16 protein-coding genes are annotated in these 17,247 nt (G+C 46.2%); 4 read left to right on the forward strand and 12 right to left on the reverse strand.

Annotated features, from left to right (window positions below; genetic code table 11):
- Window positions 1-39: 39 nt before the first annotated feature.
- Together yaaA and HGP28_RS05035 are read right to left on the reverse strand one after the other, a co-directional pair.
- A complete protein-coding gene (yaaA, locus tag HGP28_RS05030) occupies window positions 40-813 on the reverse strand; it encodes a peroxide stress protein YaaA (RefSeq protein WP_168835371.1) in 774 nt (257 codons plus the stop codon).
- Window positions 814-940: 127 nt separating this feature from the next.
- Window positions 941-2,371 (reverse strand): alanine/glycine:cation symporter family protein, encoded by a 1,431-nt coding sequence (locus HGP28_RS05035; RefSeq protein WP_168835372.1) that lies wholly within the window; start codon window positions 2,369-2,371, stop codon window positions 941-943.
- Window positions 2,372-3,071: 700 nt separating this feature from the next.
- Here HGP28_RS05035 and HGP28_RS05040 point away from each other — a divergent pair.
- Window positions 3,072-3,257 carry a DUF3545 family protein gene (locus HGP28_RS05040; protein ID WP_168835373.1) on the forward strand — a complete coding sequence of 62 codons (186 nt, stop codon included), beginning with the start codon at window positions 3,072-3,074 and terminating at the stop codon, window positions 3,255-3,257.
- Window positions 3,258-3,345: 88 nt separating this feature from the next.
- On the opposite strand, the gene HGP28_RS05045 is transcribed toward HGP28_RS05040, so the two are convergent.
- From HGP28_RS05045 to nfo, 3 genes are all read right to left on the reverse strand, one after another.
- Window positions 3,346-3,897 (reverse strand): hemerythrin domain-containing protein, encoded by a 552-nt coding sequence (locus tag HGP28_RS05045; protein WP_168835374.1) that lies wholly within the window; start codon window positions 3,895-3,897, stop codon window positions 3,346-3,348.
- A gap of 120 nt (window positions 3,898-4,017) precedes the next feature.
- Window positions 4,018-4,716 carry a uracil-DNA glycosylase gene (gene ung, locus HGP28_RS05050; RefSeq protein WP_168835375.1) on the reverse strand — a complete coding sequence of 233 codons (699 nt, stop codon included), beginning with the start codon at window positions 4,714-4,716 and terminating at the stop codon, window positions 4,018-4,020.
- 55 nt (window positions 4,717-4,771) lie between these two features.
- Window positions 4,772-5,653 carry a deoxyribonuclease IV gene (nfo, locus tag HGP28_RS05055; RefSeq protein WP_168835560.1) on the reverse strand — a complete coding sequence of 294 codons (882 nt, stop codon included), beginning with the start codon at window positions 5,651-5,653 and terminating at the stop codon, window positions 4,772-4,774.
- A gap of 336 nt (window positions 5,654-5,989) precedes the next feature.
- On the opposite strand from nfo, the gene grcA reads away from it, so the two are divergent.
- On the forward strand, window positions 5,990-6,367 hold the full coding sequence (gene grcA / locus HGP28_RS05060; RefSeq protein ID WP_168835376.1) for an autonomous glycyl radical cofactor GrcA: 378 nt from the start codon (window positions 5,990-5,992) through the stop codon (window positions 6,365-6,367).
- A gap of 128 nt (window positions 6,368-6,495) precedes the next feature.
- On the opposite strand, the gene thrC is transcribed toward grcA, so the two are convergent.
- The 3 genes from thrC to thrA are packed head-to-tail and all read right to left on the reverse strand — an operon-like array spanning window position 6,496 to window position 11,209.
- Window positions 6,496-7,782, reverse strand: coding sequence for a threonine synthase (gene thrC, locus HGP28_RS05065; protein ID WP_168835377.1), 1,287 nt, complete (start codon window positions 7,780-7,782; stop codon window positions 6,496-6,498).
- On the reverse strand, window positions 7,779-8,735 hold the full coding sequence (gene thrB, locus HGP28_RS05070) for a homoserine kinase (RefSeq protein ID WP_168835561.1): 957 nt from the start codon (window positions 8,733-8,735) through the stop codon (window positions 7,779-7,781). Before thrB ends, thrC begins: the two co-directional genes overlap by 4 nt.
- A gap of 14 nt (window positions 8,736-8,749) precedes the next feature.
- Window positions 8,750-11,209, reverse strand: coding sequence for a bifunctional aspartate kinase/homoserine dehydrogenase I (thrA, locus tag HGP28_RS05075; protein ID WP_168835378.1), 2,460 nt, complete (start codon window positions 11,207-11,209; stop codon window positions 8,750-8,752).
- Window positions 11,210-11,644: 435 nt separating this feature from the next.
- Here thrA and HGP28_RS05080 point away from each other — a divergent pair, with 435 nt between their 5' ends.
- Window positions 11,645-12,106 (forward strand): hypothetical protein, encoded by a 462-nt coding sequence (locus HGP28_RS05080; protein ID WP_168835379.1) that lies wholly within the window; start codon window positions 11,645-11,647, stop codon window positions 12,104-12,106.
- Window positions 12,107-12,290: 184 nt separating this feature from the next.
- Here the strand turns inward: HGP28_RS05080 and HGP28_RS05085 are convergent, their stop codons facing one another.
- Together HGP28_RS05085 and HGP28_RS05090 are read right to left on the reverse strand one after the other, a co-directional pair.
- The gene (locus tag HGP28_RS05085; RefSeq protein ID WP_168835380.1) at window positions 12,291-12,818 is read right to left on the reverse strand and encodes a putative 4-hydroxy-4-methyl-2-oxoglutarate aldolase; all 528 of its coding nucleotides are present in this window, start codon (window positions 12,816-12,818) and stop codon (window positions 12,291-12,293) included.
- 21 nt (window positions 12,819-12,839) lie between these two features.
- Complete coding sequence (locus HGP28_RS05090; protein WP_281355530.1) at window positions 12,840-13,265, reverse strand: DUF3293 domain-containing protein; 426 nt, start codon at window positions 13,263-13,265, stop codon at window positions 12,840-12,842.
- Window positions 13,266-13,632: 367 nt separating this feature from the next.
- Between HGP28_RS05090 and arcA the strand changes: the two genes are divergently transcribed.
- Window positions 13,633-14,352: a two-component system response regulator ArcA gene (gene arcA / locus HGP28_RS05095; protein ID WP_168835382.1), complete on the forward strand. Its 720-nt coding sequence runs from the start codon at window positions 13,633-13,635 to the stop codon at window positions 14,350-14,352.
- Window positions 14,353-14,419: 67 nt separating this feature from the next.
- Here arcA and HGP28_RS05100 read toward each other — a convergent pair whose 3' ends face one another.
- Both HGP28_RS05100 and arcB read right to left on the reverse strand, forming a co-directional pair.
- Complete coding sequence (locus HGP28_RS05100) at window positions 14,420-14,863, reverse strand: hypothetical protein (RefSeq protein WP_168835383.1); 444 nt, start codon at window positions 14,861-14,863, stop codon at window positions 14,420-14,422.
- A gap of 8 nt (window positions 14,864-14,871) precedes the next feature.
- Entirely contained in the window at window positions 14,872-17,214 is a 2,343-nt protein-coding gene (gene arcB, locus HGP28_RS05105; protein ID WP_168835384.1) for an aerobic respiration two-component sensor histidine kinase ArcB, read from the reverse strand.
- Window positions 17,215-17,247 lie beyond the last annotated feature (33 nt).

Raw genomic sequence — 17,247 nt, forward strand, 5'->3', positions numbered from 1 at the left:
AAAGGGTTGGTACCACTAAGGTGACCAACCCTTAATCTATCACTGCTCTGCGCGGTGAAATACCAACTCTGTCGGTGATGACTCTTCTTCAACAAAATAGTAGCCATCGGTATTAAATTGCGTCAGCTTCGCCACACTATCAATCCGATTTTCAATAATGTAACGCGCCATCATGCCTCGCGCTTTTTTGGCATAAAAACTGATTACTTTGTACTGACCCTTTTTTTCATCTTTAAAAATCGGCGTGATGATCTGCGCATCCAATTCACGGGGTTTTACGGCCTTAAAATACTCATTTGAAGCAAGATTTATCAACACATTATCGCCTTGTTCAGACAATGCTTGATTTAGCGTTTCCGTGATCACCGAACCCCAAAACTGGTATAAATTAGTGCCATTATCATTGGCAAGTTTGGTGCCCATTTCTAATCGGTATGGCTGCATCAGATCCAATGGTTTTAATACGCCATAAAGACCCGATAGCATACGCAGATGCGACTGCGCGTATTCAAAATCGGCGTCACTGAAATGTTCGGCTTGTAACCCGGTATACACATCCCCTTTAAATGCCAATATCGCCTGACGTGCATTTTCAGTTGTCGGAAGCTCTTGCCAATCTTGAAAACGGCCCACATTAAGATCCGCAATCTTATCGCTCACTTTCATCAATTGAGCAACTTGAGCGGGCGTTAACTGCCGGCAAAGGTCAATCAAGGTTTTGCTGTATGGAATAAGATCAGGCTGAGTCGTCTTCTGGGTCGTCAATGGCGACTCATAATCCAACGTCTTGGCGGGAGAAACAACAATTAACATGGCATCACATCCTTTATTACCTAGCACGCCTCATTTGCGAGGCCGATTATCAAAATAGAGTACAAAAAAAGCCACACAATGTCTGCATGGCTTTAACAATTGAATTAATTGAAACAATCAATTTTGATTAATCGAATTTCTTGTCCCAAATCCCCTCTTCAAGCTGAGATTTTAATTCAGGAAAATCATCGGCATTAAAAGTGGGCACCTTACCCTCTTTAAGCTGGCGGTTATAATCTTTAGCCAGTTTAATCACAATGCTCGAAAGCAGAATAATCGCGACCAAGTTAACGATCGCCATTAGCCCCATAGAAACGTCTGCGAGCGTCCAAACCACAGGTAAGGATGCCATGGCACCGAACATCACCATGCCAAGCACCACAAGACGGAATAGGCCCAAACCGGCTTTGTGGTTATGCTCAAGGAAAATCAAATTGGTTTCCGCGTATGAGTAGTTGGCAATGATGGAGGTGAAAGCAAAGAAGAATATTGCCACGGCAACAAAAATACTGCCCCACTCACCCACTTGCGCACTCAATGCGCGCTGAGTTAATTCAATTCCGGTCACTTCCGTATTGATGCCCAAGTACTCACCAGACATTAGAATAATCGCAACCGTTGCCGAACAAATAACAATCGTATCGGTAAAGACACCAAGCATTTGTACATAACCTTGAGAAGCAGGATGCGGTGGGTATGGCGTCGCTGATGCCGCGGCATTTGGCGCAGAACCCATACCCGCTTCGTTAGAAAACAGACCTCGTTTGATCCCATTGATCATCGCTTGAGCAATTGCATAACCAAGGCCACCCGCTGCGGCTTCTTGCAAACCAAACGCACTTTTCACGATTAAAGTTAGCACCGCAGGCACTTGCTCAATATTACTCAGCATAATAAACAGCGCGAGCGCGAGATATGCTAAGGCCATAACAGGAACAACCAATTCCGCAACGCGGGCAATACGCTTAATTCCGCCAAAAATCACAACAGCAGATAGCGCCACAACCGCTAAGCCAACATACAATGTGTTCCAGCCAAACGCAGTATGCATGGCATTGGCAATCGAGTTGGCTTGAACTGCGTTAAACACCAGACCAAACGCGATAATCAGGAAGATTGAGAACAACACGCCCATCCAGCGCATTCCCAAACCTTTTTCCATATAGTACGCCGGACCACCACGGTAATTACCATCGTCGTCTTTGGTCTTATACAATTGAGCAAGCGTACTTTCGGCAAAAGCGGTTGCCATACCCAACATGGCAATGAGCCACATCCAAAAGATAGCGCCAGGGCCACCGGCGGTGAGCGCAACAGCAACACCGGCCATGTTCCCGGTACCAACACGCGCGGCAAGGCTAGTGCAAAGTGCTTGGAAAGAAGAGATCCCAGCGTTATCCGCTTTACGGCTATTTTTCAAAACCGAAAACATGTGGCCAAAATGGCGAAATTGAATGAACCCGAGACGTACCGTGAAATATACGCCCACACCCACTAATAAATAAACTAGGATTGAGCCCCAAAGGAGATCATTCAATAATGTGATTAAATCTGTCATTTGTACCTCAATGTGAGTGACGCCAGTCTTTGCTCCCAGCCCTCCACCAAACCGCCATCGCAAGTGTCAGTCTACGTGCAGCCTTCTGGCCATTGCGGTTTAGAATCGTGAATCGCGCCTCATGCGTCCTTTTCACGTACTAGCGTAAATTTGACCGAGCGGATAATGCAGATTCAGATCGCAGAAATCAATATGATTCAAACTGCATTTTATGTAAAAAATTCACTAAAACACCACTAGCAGTTAACCAACACACCCCACACCAATACACATTAGCGCAACATAACCACATCATATTGTTAACGTACAAAGATTGTTTTTCTTAACTACCAGAGAGAGGATCAGCATAGCAAAGCGGGACTGACACTGGCTTCATGGCACTTTCATTAAAAATGTTCGCCCCACCATGATCATTCAACCTCTAAAGCGTGCCTTGCTCGCAAATTCAAGCTCAAACGAAACAGGCGATTAACAAGAAAAAATTTGTCAAAAAAACGTTTTCGTCGCATTAAGTGCTTAATTTTTAGACAATTAACCTGGTGTATCTTCATTTGACCCAGGTAAAAAATGTGATTTCACTTTTGCTTTCACACAAAAACGTCATCACGGCGACACAAATGCGAAATGTGTCAAAGTTATTCTTGAATAGGCTGTGTTACTAAGAAGATCGGAACAAAATGGTTAACCAGAGAGGTAGCGTATGGACAGCTTTCAATTTGATGAACTACTGGAAATGAGCGCTGGCAACGCAAGTCGTACTCGCGCAAAACCCGTGAAAAGGAAGTGGCGGGAAATCGAAGCAATGAACGATCGACGCAGTTTGCTAAAAGAGCTGCGTGAAATGGACTGCTGTGCAGATTATCATCTCGCAGATATTAAACTCTAACCACCGCACTAGCCGGCCAAAGACGCCTTCACCTTACGCGCCTTTGGCTCTGCCGCTTCAAGTATGAAAGAGATAACTACATTCTTTTTTATACACACTCTAATTCACTATCACGAACTCGCTCGGCGAGCTGTTTGTAACCGTCGGCGATAGTGGCACCAAATACCGGATCGTCTTCTGATACATGCCACTCTTTTTCGACCTGCAGCCAATCTTCATTCGTAAATTGTTCGACAATCAGAGGCAATACCAAACGCTCTTCCATTTCTAAGTGCTGACGCTGAGCTTCAATAAACTGGGTCAACTGATCAATAAATAGCCCCTGAGGCACAACGGCATCATGCAAAATCATCTCCATTAGCTCGGCAAACTGGGCCGTTTGCGTAGCCAACTGATGATGCTCGCGTTCTAGATTCGTCATAATGCGATGCTGTCCATAATGGGCTTGATAGTAATGGTAAAGCAGATCTTCTTTTGGGTGGTGTACACGCTCTGAGTGCTGAGATAAGTAAGTCACTATCTCAGCGACAAGGCTATAGTTGATGGATTGCTCGGCTTGTAGCTGATTAAGCTTTTGTCGCAGCAGACCGAGCAAACGAACCATGTAACCATGTTCGCGCCTTATCCGTTCGATCATCATCGGCATCTCTCCTTAACACTGACGGACACTGCTAAATCATGATGTTTTACCACCAAAACTTAACACTCACGTAACAGTGTAAACGAGCTTTTTCCGCCACTTTTAGATCTTGCTCAATTTTTAATCAAGCAACCCGCATTCAACCGTTTGAGGAAGTCGCCAATCGATCGGCGTCATATCTTTGCCGGTCAGATATTGATTAGTTTGTGAAAAATGACCGCATCCAAAAAAACCACGCCGCGCTGAAAGTGGAGAAGGGTGTACTGAAGTGAGAATATGGTGACGAGTGGCGTCGATCGCTTGGCCTTTTTTCTGCGCATGCGCGCCCCACAATAAAAAAACCAAACCGTCGCGCTGCGAATTCAGCGCTGAAATCATCGCGTCAGTAAATTGCTCCCAGCCAATCTTAGCGTGTGAATGAGCTTTGCCCTCTTCCACCGTCAAGACAGTATTTAACAACAAAACGCCTTGGTTGGCCCAGTGCTGTAAATAACCGTGATTGGGCGCGGAAAACCCCTCTATATCTTGGCTGAGCTCTTTGTAGATGTTCTTTAAAGACGGCGGGATTTTCACGCCAGGTAAAACAGAAAACGCCAAACCATGCGCTTGCCCTGCGCCATGATATGGATCTTGGCCAAGAATAACGACTTTAACGCGAGAAAATTCAGTCGCCTCAAACGCGCTCAACACATTATCTTCCGCAGGATATATCACTTTGCCACTGACGCGCTCACGCTGAAGAAAATCGCGAATATGTTGAAAATAGTCTTGCTGCTGTTCGAAGGCAATAAGACTTGACCATGTTGGCGTTGGGTTCATTGTCGACTCTTAATTCAAGAAAAAGAAGGCGTGAGGCGCTCTCACGCTAAAGCTTCTATTCTACCGTAAGCGCTTGTTGATGCCACGCTTGAAGCTGAGCAATTTCTTGCGGCCACAGATCAGGGTCAATGGTTTCAAGGATCAATGGAATGCCATCAAAGCGACTATCTTGCGCTATGTATTCAAAGCATGCCGCGCCAATTTCACCCTTGCCAAGCGAATGGTGCCGGTCGACACGGCTATCGAGCGGAGTTTTAGAGTCATTGATGTGCATGCCACGCAAATATTCAAAACCGACAATTTTATCGAACTCGGCAAAGGTTGTTTCACAGGCATCATAAGTGCGTAAATCGTAACCTGCAGCAAACGTATGGCAAGTATCAAGGCAAACCCCGACACGAGATTTATCGTCAACCAAGGCAATGATCTGCGCCAAGTGCTCAAATCGCCAACCTAAGTTCGTTCCTTGGCCTGCGGTATTTTCAATCACGGCAACAACATTAGGAACCGCTTGATGCGCAAGATTAATCGATTCCGCTATCGTCGCAAGACACTCCGCCTCTGAGGTCTGTTTTAAATGACTGCCGGGATGAAAATTCAGTAGCGTTAAGCCCAACAGTTCGCAGCGTGCCATCTCATCAATAAATGCCGCGCGCGATTTGGCCAATTTTTCTGGATCTGGCGCGCCCAGATTAATCAGATAGGAGTCGTGGGGTAGAATTTGTTCTGGGCGAAAACCAAGTCGCGAGCAATTGCGTTTAAAGGCTTCAATCGAGTGATGCTCAAGCGGTTTTGCCACCCATTGCCGCTGATTTTTAGTAAACAGCGCAAACGCAGTTGCGCCAATTTCATGGGCGCGCAAAGGCGCATTTTCAACGCCACCAGCAGCAGAGACGTGAGCACCGATCCATTTGTTTGAACGAACTGTTGACACAATAACCCCTTAAAAACACATTTCACCTAAAAAACGACACGCTCAATAAACCCTATATGATGTTTTTTGACAACATTATCGAGCTAAAACCAACAATATCGACGCCAAAACCGTGCCAGCATACTGAGTCTATTTACCTAAGATAATTTTTTACATTGGAGTTTTCAAAGGTTTTCTTGATTTAACGCAACAAATCCACCATGGACAAATTCAAAATTTTGTTGTTATTTGACATAAATCAATATCTTTTTTGTGGGAATTGACTATATAATGGTGACAGTTCAACAAAATTTGTAAAACTTAAACAAAAACCACAAGAATAGTGGATAGGAGAGAGTCATGATCCAAGGTATTCAAATTACTCAATCAGCAAACGACAACCTATTAAACTCTATCTGGTTGATCGATTCAGAAACCAACGAAGCCCGTTGTGTGGCAGCATCTGCTGGCTATGAAACTGACCAAGTGATCGCGGTAAGCGATCTTGGTGAATACGAGTCACGCGATATTGCCATTGAAGCTGCGCCAAAAATCGAAGGTGGCCAACACCTTAATGTGAACGTTCTGCGTCGTGAAACATTAGAAGACGCGGTAGCTCATCCAGAGAACTACCCTCAGCTCACTATCCGTGTTTCTGGTTACGCCGTACGCTTCAACTCACTGACCGCTGAACAGCAGCGTGACGTTATCGCGCGTACGTTTACTGAATCACTGTAATGAATAAACTGCCCATTCTCATGGGCAGACTGCGCCAGTTGATACTGGAGTGACAGACATGTTAAGGGCGCTCATTGAGCGCCCTTATTGTATTGATATCCAAACCATTTCAAACGAGGCTGGGAATCTTACTTAGCCTGCACTTGGCGTAATATCACTTTCAACGCGTCAAAATCTGCATCAAGCTCAGCTGAAAGCAGTGGCAATTTGGCATGCTTTGCCAAAGGTGCTGGCAATTCAATATCGGCACCCAAAATATCATCCACCACTTCTTTGAACTTCGCCGGATGCGCCGTACACAAAAATAGCCCTGTCTCATCAGCTTGAAGCTGCTGATTTAGCACTTGGTACGCAATTGCGCCATGAGGTTCACATAAGTAACCGAGCTGATTCAATTCACGTACAGCCGCTGCACTTTGCTCGTCAGTCACCGCGCCTTTACCAAGAGTTTCAAGCCCCCATGTTTTCACTCGGCATAACTCTTCAATACGTGGCCAGTTATTGGGCTGGCTGACATCCATTGCATTGGATGTGGTCGCTATGGTTGGTTTTGGCTCCCAACGTCCCGTTTCTAAGTAGCGCGGTACGGTATCGTTAACATTGGTTGCGGCGATAAAGCGCTTGATCGGCAGGCCGAGAGCTTTTGCTAGCAACCCAGCCGTCAAGTTACCAAAATTACCGCTTGGCACCGACACAACAAGATTGTCGCGCTGCGCCGCAGGCACTTGTGCAACGGCTTCAAAGTAATAACAAATTTGCGCCATCAAACGACTAATATTAATTGAGTTAGCCGAATTCAAACCGATTTCTTGGCGTAGCTCCGCATCATCAAACGCTTGCTTCACCAGCGCCTGACACGCATCAAAGTCGCCATTAATTGCCACGGTATGAATGTTGCCACCCAGTGTACAAAAGAGTTTTTCTTGTAACGGGCTGATTTTTCCTTTTGGATACAAAATCACGACATTGATGTTCTCCATGCCATAAAAGGCATGTGCCACGGCGGCACCAGTATCCCCTGATGTTGCGGTCAAAATCGTGATTTTTCCACCATCAGAGACCGCCGCAAGTGATTGCGCCATAAAGCGGCCACCAAAATCTTTAAAGGCAAGTGTTGGGCCGTGGAATAGCTCGAGTGCGTAAACACCCTCTTTTACCGATTTGATCGGAGCTGGAAATTGAAACGCGGCATCAACCATCGCACTAACTTGCTCTGGAGCCAATTCATCGCCAATCAACGCAGACAAAATAGCGCTACTGCGGGTGACAAAATCTTGTTCGAGCAACCCATCAACATCACTGAGCGCCGGCAGCGCTTCAGGGAAAAACAGCCCTTGGTTACGTCCTAACCCTTGACGAACCGCTTGAGCAAAAGAGACTTGCTCGTCATTTTCTTTTATGTTGTACAGCTTCATAGCTCACTTCCTGTAACTCTTGCACCTTGTTTATCAAGGCGACAAATATGGACAAATCCCTGTTCATTTTGCACATAGTGCTCTTCTAGCCAGCGCGCAACACGCTGAGCGACATCGTAGTCTTTACAGACGCTAAAGAGTGTCGGACCGCTGCCTGAAATACCACAGGCTAACGCCCCTGCGCTCATTGCGTATTGGCGTGCGGCGGCAAACCCTGGTAATAGTCGCTCACGGTAAGGTTCTGCGATGACGTCTTTAATCATCGATGCGGCAAGCTCTGGCTGACCAGAGTGACATGCGTGAATGAACCCGGCAAGATGACGACCATGGGCAATCACGTCTTGTCGACGATACTGAGCCGGAAGAATAGCACGCGCTTCGGCTGTAGACACTTTAATGCCCGGATACGCCATTACCCAATACCATTCATCAAAACACGGAACCGACTGACTGATAATACCAAGCTCTTCAAGCATCAGCTGCAATCCACCGAGGTAGCACGGTGCCACATTATCATAATGAATGCCACCTGAGATCTTGCCTTCCATCTCGCCCATCAGTGCAAGGAGTGCCATTTCATCAAGCGGCTCACCGTGAAATCGATTTAACGCATCCAGCGCGGCAACAATAGAGCACGCACTTGAGCCCAACCCTGAGCCTATCGGCATATTTTTTTCTAACGTCATGGTCACAGGTTTAATCGACTGGCCTAATTTGTCGAGTTCGCGAGCAAACACTTGCCAACAATCATAAACGATGTTTTCGGTGGGTTCGGTCGGTAGCTTATCCACAAAACGACCTGCGGTACGCAACGTAAACGGAGCATCACCCCGTTCGACTTTCACTCTATCGCCAAGCAGTGCCCCATCAATCGGTGAAACCGCCGCGCCGAGTACATCAAACCCAACACTCACATTACCAATCGACGCTGGCGCGTAGACCACCACATCCATATCACAGCTCATGATCACATCCCTAATTTCCAGCCAAGCGTACGCATGACATCTGAGAAAACCCCAGCAGCTGTCACTTGAGTGCCTGCGCCATAACCACGTAAAACCAGTGGGATGGGATTGTAATAGCGGCTATAGAAGGCGAGAGCGTTTTCACCATTTTTGATCTTGAACATAGGATCGTCTTCATCCACCGCCGCAATACTGACTCGGCATTTACCGTTATCAATTTCCCCCACATAGCGCAGCACTTTGCCTTGCTCTGCAGCATCTTCAGCGAGCTGCTTAAAGTAGGCATCAGCCTCAGGTAGGCGTGCCATAAATTCATCCACAGAACCAGAATCATCAAACCCTGGCGGCAGTGCTTTCTCAATCACCACATCGTCAAGCTCAAGTGCCATACCCGCTTCACGCGCCAAAATCAGAAGTTTACGCGCCACATCCAAGCCAGAAAGATCATCTCGAGGATCAGGTTCAGTGAACCCATTTTGCTTGGCAATCAGTGTCGCTTCACTCAGCGTCATCCCTTCGTCAAGCTTGCCAAAGATGTATGAAAGCGAACCGGATAAAATGCCAATAAAGCGTTCTAACTCATCACCGGCGGCAATGAGATTTTGCATATTTTCAATAACCGGCAATCCCGCACCAACCGTTGTCTCATACATCAATTTACGGCGAGACTGACGAGCAACATCGCGCAACTGGTGATAGTAGGACATGCTGGCGGTGTTGGCTTTTTTGTTCGGTGTGACAACGTGGAAGCCTGCCGCTAGAAAATCAGCGTATTGGCTGGCAATCGCCTCACTCGAGGTACAATCCACCAATACCGGGTTGATGATATGGTTACGCTGCACCAGCGCCGACAAATTCGCGAGTGAAAATGTCTCACTCGCCCCTTGCATGCGATCGCGCCAGTGTTCAAGTGGTAGACCTGCGCCATCAAGCAGCACGCCTTTACTGTTGGCAAGGCCGCACACGCGGATCACAATACCACGCTCAGCAAGCTTTGATTGCTGACGATAAACCTGATCCACTAATTCAGCGCCAACGCCACCGACGCCAACAACAAACAGATCTAAAAAGTATTTAGAATTGAACAGATTTTCATGACACGCTTTGACCGACTCAGAGATTTTATCTTCTGGGATCACCGCCGAAATCGCGCGCTCAGAAGATCCTTGCGCAATCGCCACAACATTGACATTGACTTCAGCCAGTGATGAGAAAAAGCGAGACGCCACACCGCGCGAGGTGCGCATGCCATCGCCAACGAGTGTCACAATCGCGACATTATCAAGAAACTCAACAGGCTCTAGTAGGTTCTCTTTTAATTCGAGTTCAAAGGCATCGCACAGCGCCTGTTTGGCACGGACTTTATCTTGAGCTTCAATACAGAAACTGATGCTGTATTCCGAAGAGGACTGGGTAATAAGAACTATCGATACACCCGCAGCCGACATCGCACCAAAGACTCGGCTGGCCATGCCAACCATGCCCTTCATACCTGGCCCTGATACATTCACCATAGTCAGCTTATTGAGTGTGGTAATGCCTTTGATTGCCAGTTTATCTTCACCTGTATCTTGGCCGATGAGCGTGCCTGCGCCTTGAGGATTAAAGCTATTTTTGATGAGACACGGAATATAGAAACGAGCAATCGGCGCAATAGTTTTAGGGTGCAATACTGACGCGCCAAAGTAAGAGAGCTCCATTGCTTCTTGATAGCTCAGAGACTTCAATAGGCGAGCATCTTCCACCAGCCGAGGATCGCAGTTAAACACGCCATCGACGTCCGTCCAAATCTCACAGCACTCTGCTCGCAAACACGCAGCCAAAATAGCGGCAGAATAATCTGACCCGTTGCGCCCAAGCGTCACTAACTCACCGTCTTCATTACCAGCAGTGAAACCTGGCATGATATGCACATGATTGTCCGGTAGTGGATTTTGAGCAAAGCGCTGAGTCGATGCATCGACATCCACCATAGCTTCAAGATGGTCGCCGTGAGCCAGTAAGTATTCGACAGGGTCAATCAGATTAACTGCATGCCCTTTGGCTCGCAGTACGGCACGCATTAATTGAATGGAAATGCGCTCACCTTTGCTGATGATGCGCGCATTGACGTTATTAGGACACATGCCCAATAAGCGAATACCGCTAACAAATTTACCTAATTGATCCAGCGATTGGGTCACTTGAGCATGATACTCACTCAAATCAATCGTCGGTAACTGCTCTGCAATCGCACTCGAAAGCGCGGCGAAACTGGCTTGCAATTCTTGCACAGCTGGCTCAACCGCACCTTGCGCTAATGCGGTCTCAATCACCGCGACCAATTTATTCGTGGTTTTGCCCGGTGCAGAAAGCACAACTGCCGTATTTTCCTGCTGTGCGTTATTTGCGATGATTTCTGCAGCGCGTAAAAAACGCTCAGCATCCGATAAGGATGAACCACCAAACTTTAATACTCGCATCCCTTCCTCCAAAGTTTTAATCCAATAAAAAAAGGCCCGTATCTTTTGGGATACAGGCCTTTAATGATTTTGTTTCGCTCAGCAGCCTGCCCCAACTATGCCAATGTCGGTAATGGTAATCATCGTGGTTGTGGTCAGAATATTATGCTGAGTCATAGCTCTCAAATTGTGTTCGCTTTAATTCGCTAGCCATACGTTTACCGATTTTATTGGGTTGAGTCAACAAAAAATGTGCTGACTTACGCAGCAATGTGCTGTTTTCATCGACAAAGTTTGTTGATTAGCGCATCAAAGAAAAATCGAGAGGCAACGATGGTGCCAGCAAAACACACGATTAGTTCCACCAAAGTCACGATTTTTTTATTAAACGATAAGCATAATAAGCTGAATTGTGCTTTACTGAGAACAGTCAAATTCATGGGCAAGGAGCGCAGAATGAAAGTCACCTCGTGTGCAGCACTTATGCTGTTCTCCCCGCTCTGTTTTGGCGACATACTGCCAAATCTCCAGCATGACGATTTGAGCTTCAGCTCGCCACACAGCCTTTACCTTTCCAGCCAAGACGGTGCGACCCACGAACGGAGCATTGAAGGTGGCTATTCATACAACTTAATCCGCTCAGTTGATCTCTATGTGGGAGCACGAATGAATGGCAACGACCAGTCACAAAGTGGCGTTTTAAGTGGTGTCAGTTATCAATGGAGTGACCGCTGGGTGATATCCAGCGCACTTAGAGCCTATAAATACGATGCGATAACCAAAGAAAAAGGTGACGCTAATCTTGCAGCGGAAGTCACTAGCCATTTCAAACTGAATGAAAATCTCGCCGTCCATGCAACGTTAGACTATCAAGATTGGCAACAAGAAGTGGCGGTTGGTATTGGTTTTCGCTTCTAATGCTCACCAGAAACATCGTGTATACCCAAACAACTTCGAGTTACAGGTAGGCTTCTGAGCATTTCGCGAACATAGATAAACAATGTGATGAAATTTGTGCGTGCCAGCCAACAACGCAGCAGCGCCAAGTCACGTTACCGAAGGCCAGTGCCATACCAGGCAGCGGCCTCAAGCGCTTTCAATATCAGGACATTGACCGAGCATACGACGGCAATTTGATTCCGTGTTGCGCCAAATTCAGTGCTTCATTACAGATCAGTACACCATTTTCATCTGCGTAAACATAGTGATTGGGTTGAACCAGCTGATTTTGCAACGTTAAAGTGACGTTGACTTCGCCTTGATCACGTTTATCAGACTTAAATGGGTTGGTCGCTAACGCAAGAACCCCAAAATCCATCGTCGCCAGCTGCGCCACATCTCGAATGGCCCCATAAACGATCACGCCAGCCCAACCATTATCAATGCCACTTTGCGCCAGCATATCCCCCAGCAATGCACGCTGAGTTGAACCATTACCATCGACGATCAAAACTTTACCATGGCCCTCTTGTGCCAACATTTCTTTCACTCGAGAGTTGTCTTGATAGCAACGTATCGTGACAATTTCTCCCCAAAAAGCGCCCCTTCCACCGAAACGGCGCAGCGGTAGGTTTAATAGAGTGACCGATTCTGCAAAGTGGTCACAAATATCTGGGGTGATATCGCTCATCATTCCTCCGTAAATGATTATTCATAATGTGGTTAAACGCTCTGGGTTGATACAACGAGTAGCAAGCGCGCCGAGCTGAGTCATTTGATGCGGATTATCACAGGAATGCAGACTCAGCACGCCATTGTCGACCCAGTAGAGCGCATTTTGCTCAAATTTGACCCCTAGCATACGAGCGGACTCTAGTGATAAAGCCAAAGCAAAACTGGCTTCAAACCAAGAAAAATCCGCATTGCCGACGTTCACTTTAACCATCGGCACGTTGGGAATAGATTGCAATAACTGACGATTTTTTAACGAATTTTTCAATTTAGACTGCCATTGACTTTTGGGGTTCCACGCAGTAACCACCGCAAAGGATGAAAAAGGACAATTTGATAAAAAATCAAAATATACGTCGGAATAAGATCCCCAAAGTGGGGAGTTTTTAGTTATTTCATTTGGCATTCTATTTGTTATTCGCGATAAATCACTTACAAGGGGTCGCAATTGATGTAAATCAACAAAGTGAATTATTGCCGCACTTGAGCATTGTTAGCATGCTGTTAAGATTATAAACTCCGCTCAACGCATCAGGAAAATTTAGACTTTATCAGCGTAACTTATTGGTTCGAAAAGTCTATTTACCCTGGCTAATAAACACACTGCAGTGGATGCAGTGTACAAGGGCAACAACCCAAGGAAGGCGGGTACCGGCAAGCCGCTTATTTTTGATAACTAAACATTAGTATCAAAAACACATTACCTGTATGTTATGTTTTTGCCTAGAATTTACTTTAATAGCACAATTTTGTCACAAATTTAGGTACCGCCAATGCAAACCCCGCAGATTCTTATTGTAGAAGATGAGCAAGTAACACGTAATACACTCAAAAGTATTTTTGAAGCAGAGGGATATGCTGTTTTTGAAGCCAGTGATGGTGAAGAAATGCATCTGGTTTTGTCTGAAACCAATATTAATTTGGTTATCATGGACATCAATCTACCGGGCAAAAATGGTCTATTGCTCGCTCGCGAGTTGCGTGAGCAAGCAAACGTTGCACTGATGTTTTTAACGGGTCGTGACAATGAAGTAGACAAAATCCTTGGTCTTGAAATCGGCGCCGATGATTACATCACCAAACCGTTCAATCCTCGTGAGCTGACTATTCGTGCGCGCAACCTACTCAGTCGCTCAATGAGTACCAATACGACTCAAGAAGAAAAACGTATCGTTGAAAAATACAGCTTCAATGGTTGGGTATTGGATATCAACAGTCGTTCACTAGTGAGCCCTGCTGGTGAGAGCTACAAATTGCCACGTTCAGAGTTTCGTGCCCTTCTGCACTTTTGCGAAAATCCGGGCAAGATCCAAACTCGTGCCGATCTACTGAAGAAAATGACAGGTCGCGAATTAAAACCACACGACCGCACTGTGGATGTGACGATTCGCCGCATTCGCAAACATTTCGAATCTGTATCAGGTACGCCAGAGATCATTGCCACGATTCATGGTGAAGGCTACCGCTTCTGTGGCGATCTTGAAGAAAATTAATTTACTTGTTTTGCCAAAAAAGAGGGCTGCCGCAGCAGCCCTCTTTTTGATTCATCGAAACCAAAACTCAATACACTAAATCAATCACAACATCACGATCCACAAGATACATCACCTTGCCTTCATAACGCAGACCGACCTTAACGTTAACAGGCTGTGCCTTAGGTGGCATAGCGTCTACCGCAAAAGCGACTTCCCAATGCTGCTCATCATGAACTCGCAGCTCGACCGCCTCTGGCGTCAATAAGTGTTGCCACTCCCCTTGCTTTAATGCCACCTGAATGACTTCGAGACCTGCAGGTAGATCGTCATCACTATTGAAGTACAGTGCACCATGCAGCATTGACGCTTGTGATGCATCGCCCCCCATTTGGTTTTGCCACAGCTGGGCTTGCAATTGAATTTGAGCTTGACCCAACATTGCTTGCGAACCTTGATCCCAGCTCACCTGAGGTGAGCTACTACAGCCAACCACTATCTGAGATAGGGCGCCAAACAATAAAACAGTCATAATCGATTTCATTGATTTTTTTGCTCCAACCATGATTTCAAAATCTGAATATCATGTTGATATTCATTTTTAATTTCTTCGACCCAATCGGTAATATTTTCCCACCAAGCAGGCAATTCGGGCGATTGCGCCATTTGAGCAATACTCTGAATGTGTTTCAACCCGACTGATCCAGCAGCACCCTTAATTTTATGCGCTTCCGCAACGATTCCCTCTTGATCTTTTGCCGTCATATTTGAATCAAGGATCGCCAAATATTCTGGCATCATCTCTTCAAACATCACCACGCTATCAAGCACAGGTTGAATGCCCACAATATCAGTGTAAGACTCCAACATCTCGATATCGAGCAGTTGAGCGTCAACTAGTGGTACTGCCGGATCATTTTCCTGCGTCACCACTTCGATAGCGCTTGAACTGGATGTGAAGAATTTTTCAATCACGGCATGAATCGCCTGTACGGCTAACGGCTTGCTTATCGCTTCGTCCATACCTTTGTCAAAATACTCTTGACGATCTTTCAACACATTTGCCGTCAGTGCCACCAATGGTGGCAAATGTTGGTAGCGCGCCCGATAATGCTTAGCCACATCAAAACCTGTCATATCAGGTAATTGAATATCCAGCAGCACCAAATCAAACCGTTCTGGATCAAATTGGGCTATCGCTTCTTCACCTGTCATGGCAACCGTTACGTGATGACCTAAACTTTCCAGCAATGATTGCGCTACGGTAATATTCAGTGGAATGTCTTCAACCATAAAAATGTTTAAACTTGGTTGTGCGCTCGGCGGCAATTGAACGCTTTCGGGCACACTGGCTAGCGGCGCGTTTAGAGAAATTGTAAAGGTACTGCCAAAGCCGACTTCACTCGAGACGGAAATATCCCCGTCCATGAGATTAATAAGCTGCTTAGAAACCGCTAAGCCAATTCCAGTACCAACGGCATGAAGATTGTCACTTCCAGACTTCACTTGGTAATACATCGCAAAAATATTATCGAGCTCTTTTTCTGCAATTCCAACCCCGGTATCTTCGACTTCAAAAACCACATGCGCAATCTCTTGCTCAACCTCACAACTGACGGTGATGACGACGCCACCCTCTTTGGTAAATTTCATCGCATTTGAAAGCAGGTTCCAGATCACTTGCCGCAAACGTGTCGCGTCCACCTCAATATATGGTGGTAAATCACTAAGACGCTCTAAATCAAATCGCAACCCTTTTTGCTCGGCCATTAGGCCTGCAATACTCTCGATTTCAACCACGAAATCTTCAACATTTAAAGGGGCTGGAAACAGCTCCAACTTACGCCGGTCAAACTTATCCATATCAATAATGTCATTGAAAATGTTGCCAAGGGTAATAGCACTGACGTTGATCGTTTGCATCTGCTTGCGCTGCTCATCACTCAGCGGAGTATCAAGTAACATACGGCTCAGACCGACGATACCGTTAAGTGGCGTGCGCAATTCATGGCTTATGGTTGAAATAAAGGTGGTTTTATCGCGACTGGCTTTTTCTAAAGACTCTTCATGACGCTTGCGTTCTGTTATGTCACGGCCAAAGCCAACCAATCCCAGATGGCGCCCGTCTTTGGAATAAAACGGTACTTTACGCAATTCGAAATAGCTCTTTCGCCCATCAGGGTATTCAAGCCATTGCTCGTAGGTGAGCGCTTGATTATCAGCAAAGACTTTGTCATCGGTCGCAACGATCTGCTGAGCATCCTCTTTGCTATAAACTTGCCATGGGCTCAAGCCAACCAGATCTTTTTCACGACGTCCGGTCAGCTCTTCCATTGCTCGGTTACAGCCGGAGAAAACGCCTTCCTCATTACGATAATAAATAAGATCAGGTGACGCATCGATAAATGAACGCAACAGCGCCGTACGCTCGGCTAATTCAACTTGAGTACGCTCGCGTTGGAAGACTTCGTTCTCAAGATCTAGCATCGCCTCTTCGCGAGCTTCTTCCGCCTTAATGCGCTCTTCAATCTCTTGGTTAAGTTGTTCGATATTTTGTTGCAAACGGTAATTGAGTTCTTGATCGCGCGAACGCATCTCTTTGAGTTTGGAAACCAACTTCGTTAAACGTTGACGCGACTCTTCGAGTTGATCCACAACCACAGATAAGAAATAAACCGCCCAAGGTGTAATAAGGAGGCCAAAAAAGACCGAACGCACGATATCCGTATCATGAACCGTTCCTTTTAAAACCAAGGTTGCACCAACTTGAATCACCACCGCTAAGATCACAAGAGCGAGTGCCAATAGCATCGAAAAGCGAACTAAACCAAGACGGACTAACAAATCAACATAATATTGCGCAAGATTTTTAATTGGCTTCATTTATAGCTCCAACGGGTCGAGAACACTCGCGCA

This window comes from Vibrio agarilyticus, from assembly GCF_012641465.1.
Taxonomy (GTDB): Bacteria; Pseudomonadota; Gammaproteobacteria; order Enterobacterales; family Vibrionaceae; genus Vibrio; species Vibrio agarilyticus.

Bases quoted from the DNA above. Each gene is read 5' to 3' on its own strand.
- yaaA (WP_168835371.1), bottom strand. From the start codon at position 813: ATGTTAATTGTTGTTTCTCCCGCCAAGACGTTGGATTATGAGTCGCCA.
- HGP28_RS05035 (WP_168835372.1), bottom strand. From the start codon at position 2,371: ATGACAGATTTAATCACATTATTGAATGATCTCCTTTGGGGCTCAATC.
- HGP28_RS05040 (WP_168835373.1), top strand. From the start codon at position 3,072: ATGGACAGCTTTCAATTTGATGAACTACTGGAAATGAGCGCTGGCAAC.
- HGP28_RS05045 (WP_168835374.1), bottom strand. From the start codon at position 3,897: ATGATGATCGAACGGATAAGGCGCGAACATGGTTACATGGTTCGTTTG.
- ung (WP_168835375.1), bottom strand. From the start codon at position 4,716: ATGAACCCAACGCCAACATGGTCAAGTCTTATTGCCTTCGAACAGCAG.
- grcA (WP_168835376.1), top strand. From the start codon at position 5,990: ATGATCCAAGGTATTCAAATTACTCAATCAGCAAACGACAACCTATTA.
- thrC (WP_168835377.1), bottom strand. From the start codon at position 7,782: ATGAAGCTGTACAACATAAAAGAAAATGACGAGCAAGTCTCTTTTGCT.
- thrB (WP_168835561.1), bottom strand. From the start codon at position 8,735: ATGGATGTGGTGGTCTACGCGCCAGCGTCGATTGGTAATGTGAGTGTT.
- thrA (WP_168835378.1), bottom strand. From the start codon at position 11,209: ATGCGAGTATTAAAGTTTGGTGGTTCATCCTTATCGGATGCTGAGCGT.
- HGP28_RS05080 (WP_168835379.1), top strand. From the start codon at position 11,645: ATGAAAGTCACCTCGTGTGCAGCACTTATGCTGTTCTCCCCGCTCTGT.
- HGP28_RS05085 (WP_168835380.1), bottom strand. From the start codon at position 12,818: ATGAGCGATATCACCCCAGATATTTGTGACCACTTTGCAGAATCGGTC.
- HGP28_RS05090 (WP_281355530.1), bottom strand. From the start codon at position 13,265: ATGCCAAATGAAATAACTAAAAACTCCCCACTTTGGGGATCTTATTCC.
- arcA (WP_168835382.1), top strand. From the start codon at position 13,633: ATGCAAACCCCGCAGATTCTTATTGTAGAAGATGAGCAAGTAACACGT.
- HGP28_RS05100 (WP_168835383.1), bottom strand. From the start codon at position 14,863: ATGACTGTTTTATTGTTTGGCGCCCTATCTCAGATAGTGGTTGGCTGT.
- arcB (WP_168835384.1), bottom strand. From the start codon at position 17,214: ATGAAGCCAATTAAAAATCTTGCGCAATATTATGTTGATTTGTTAGTC.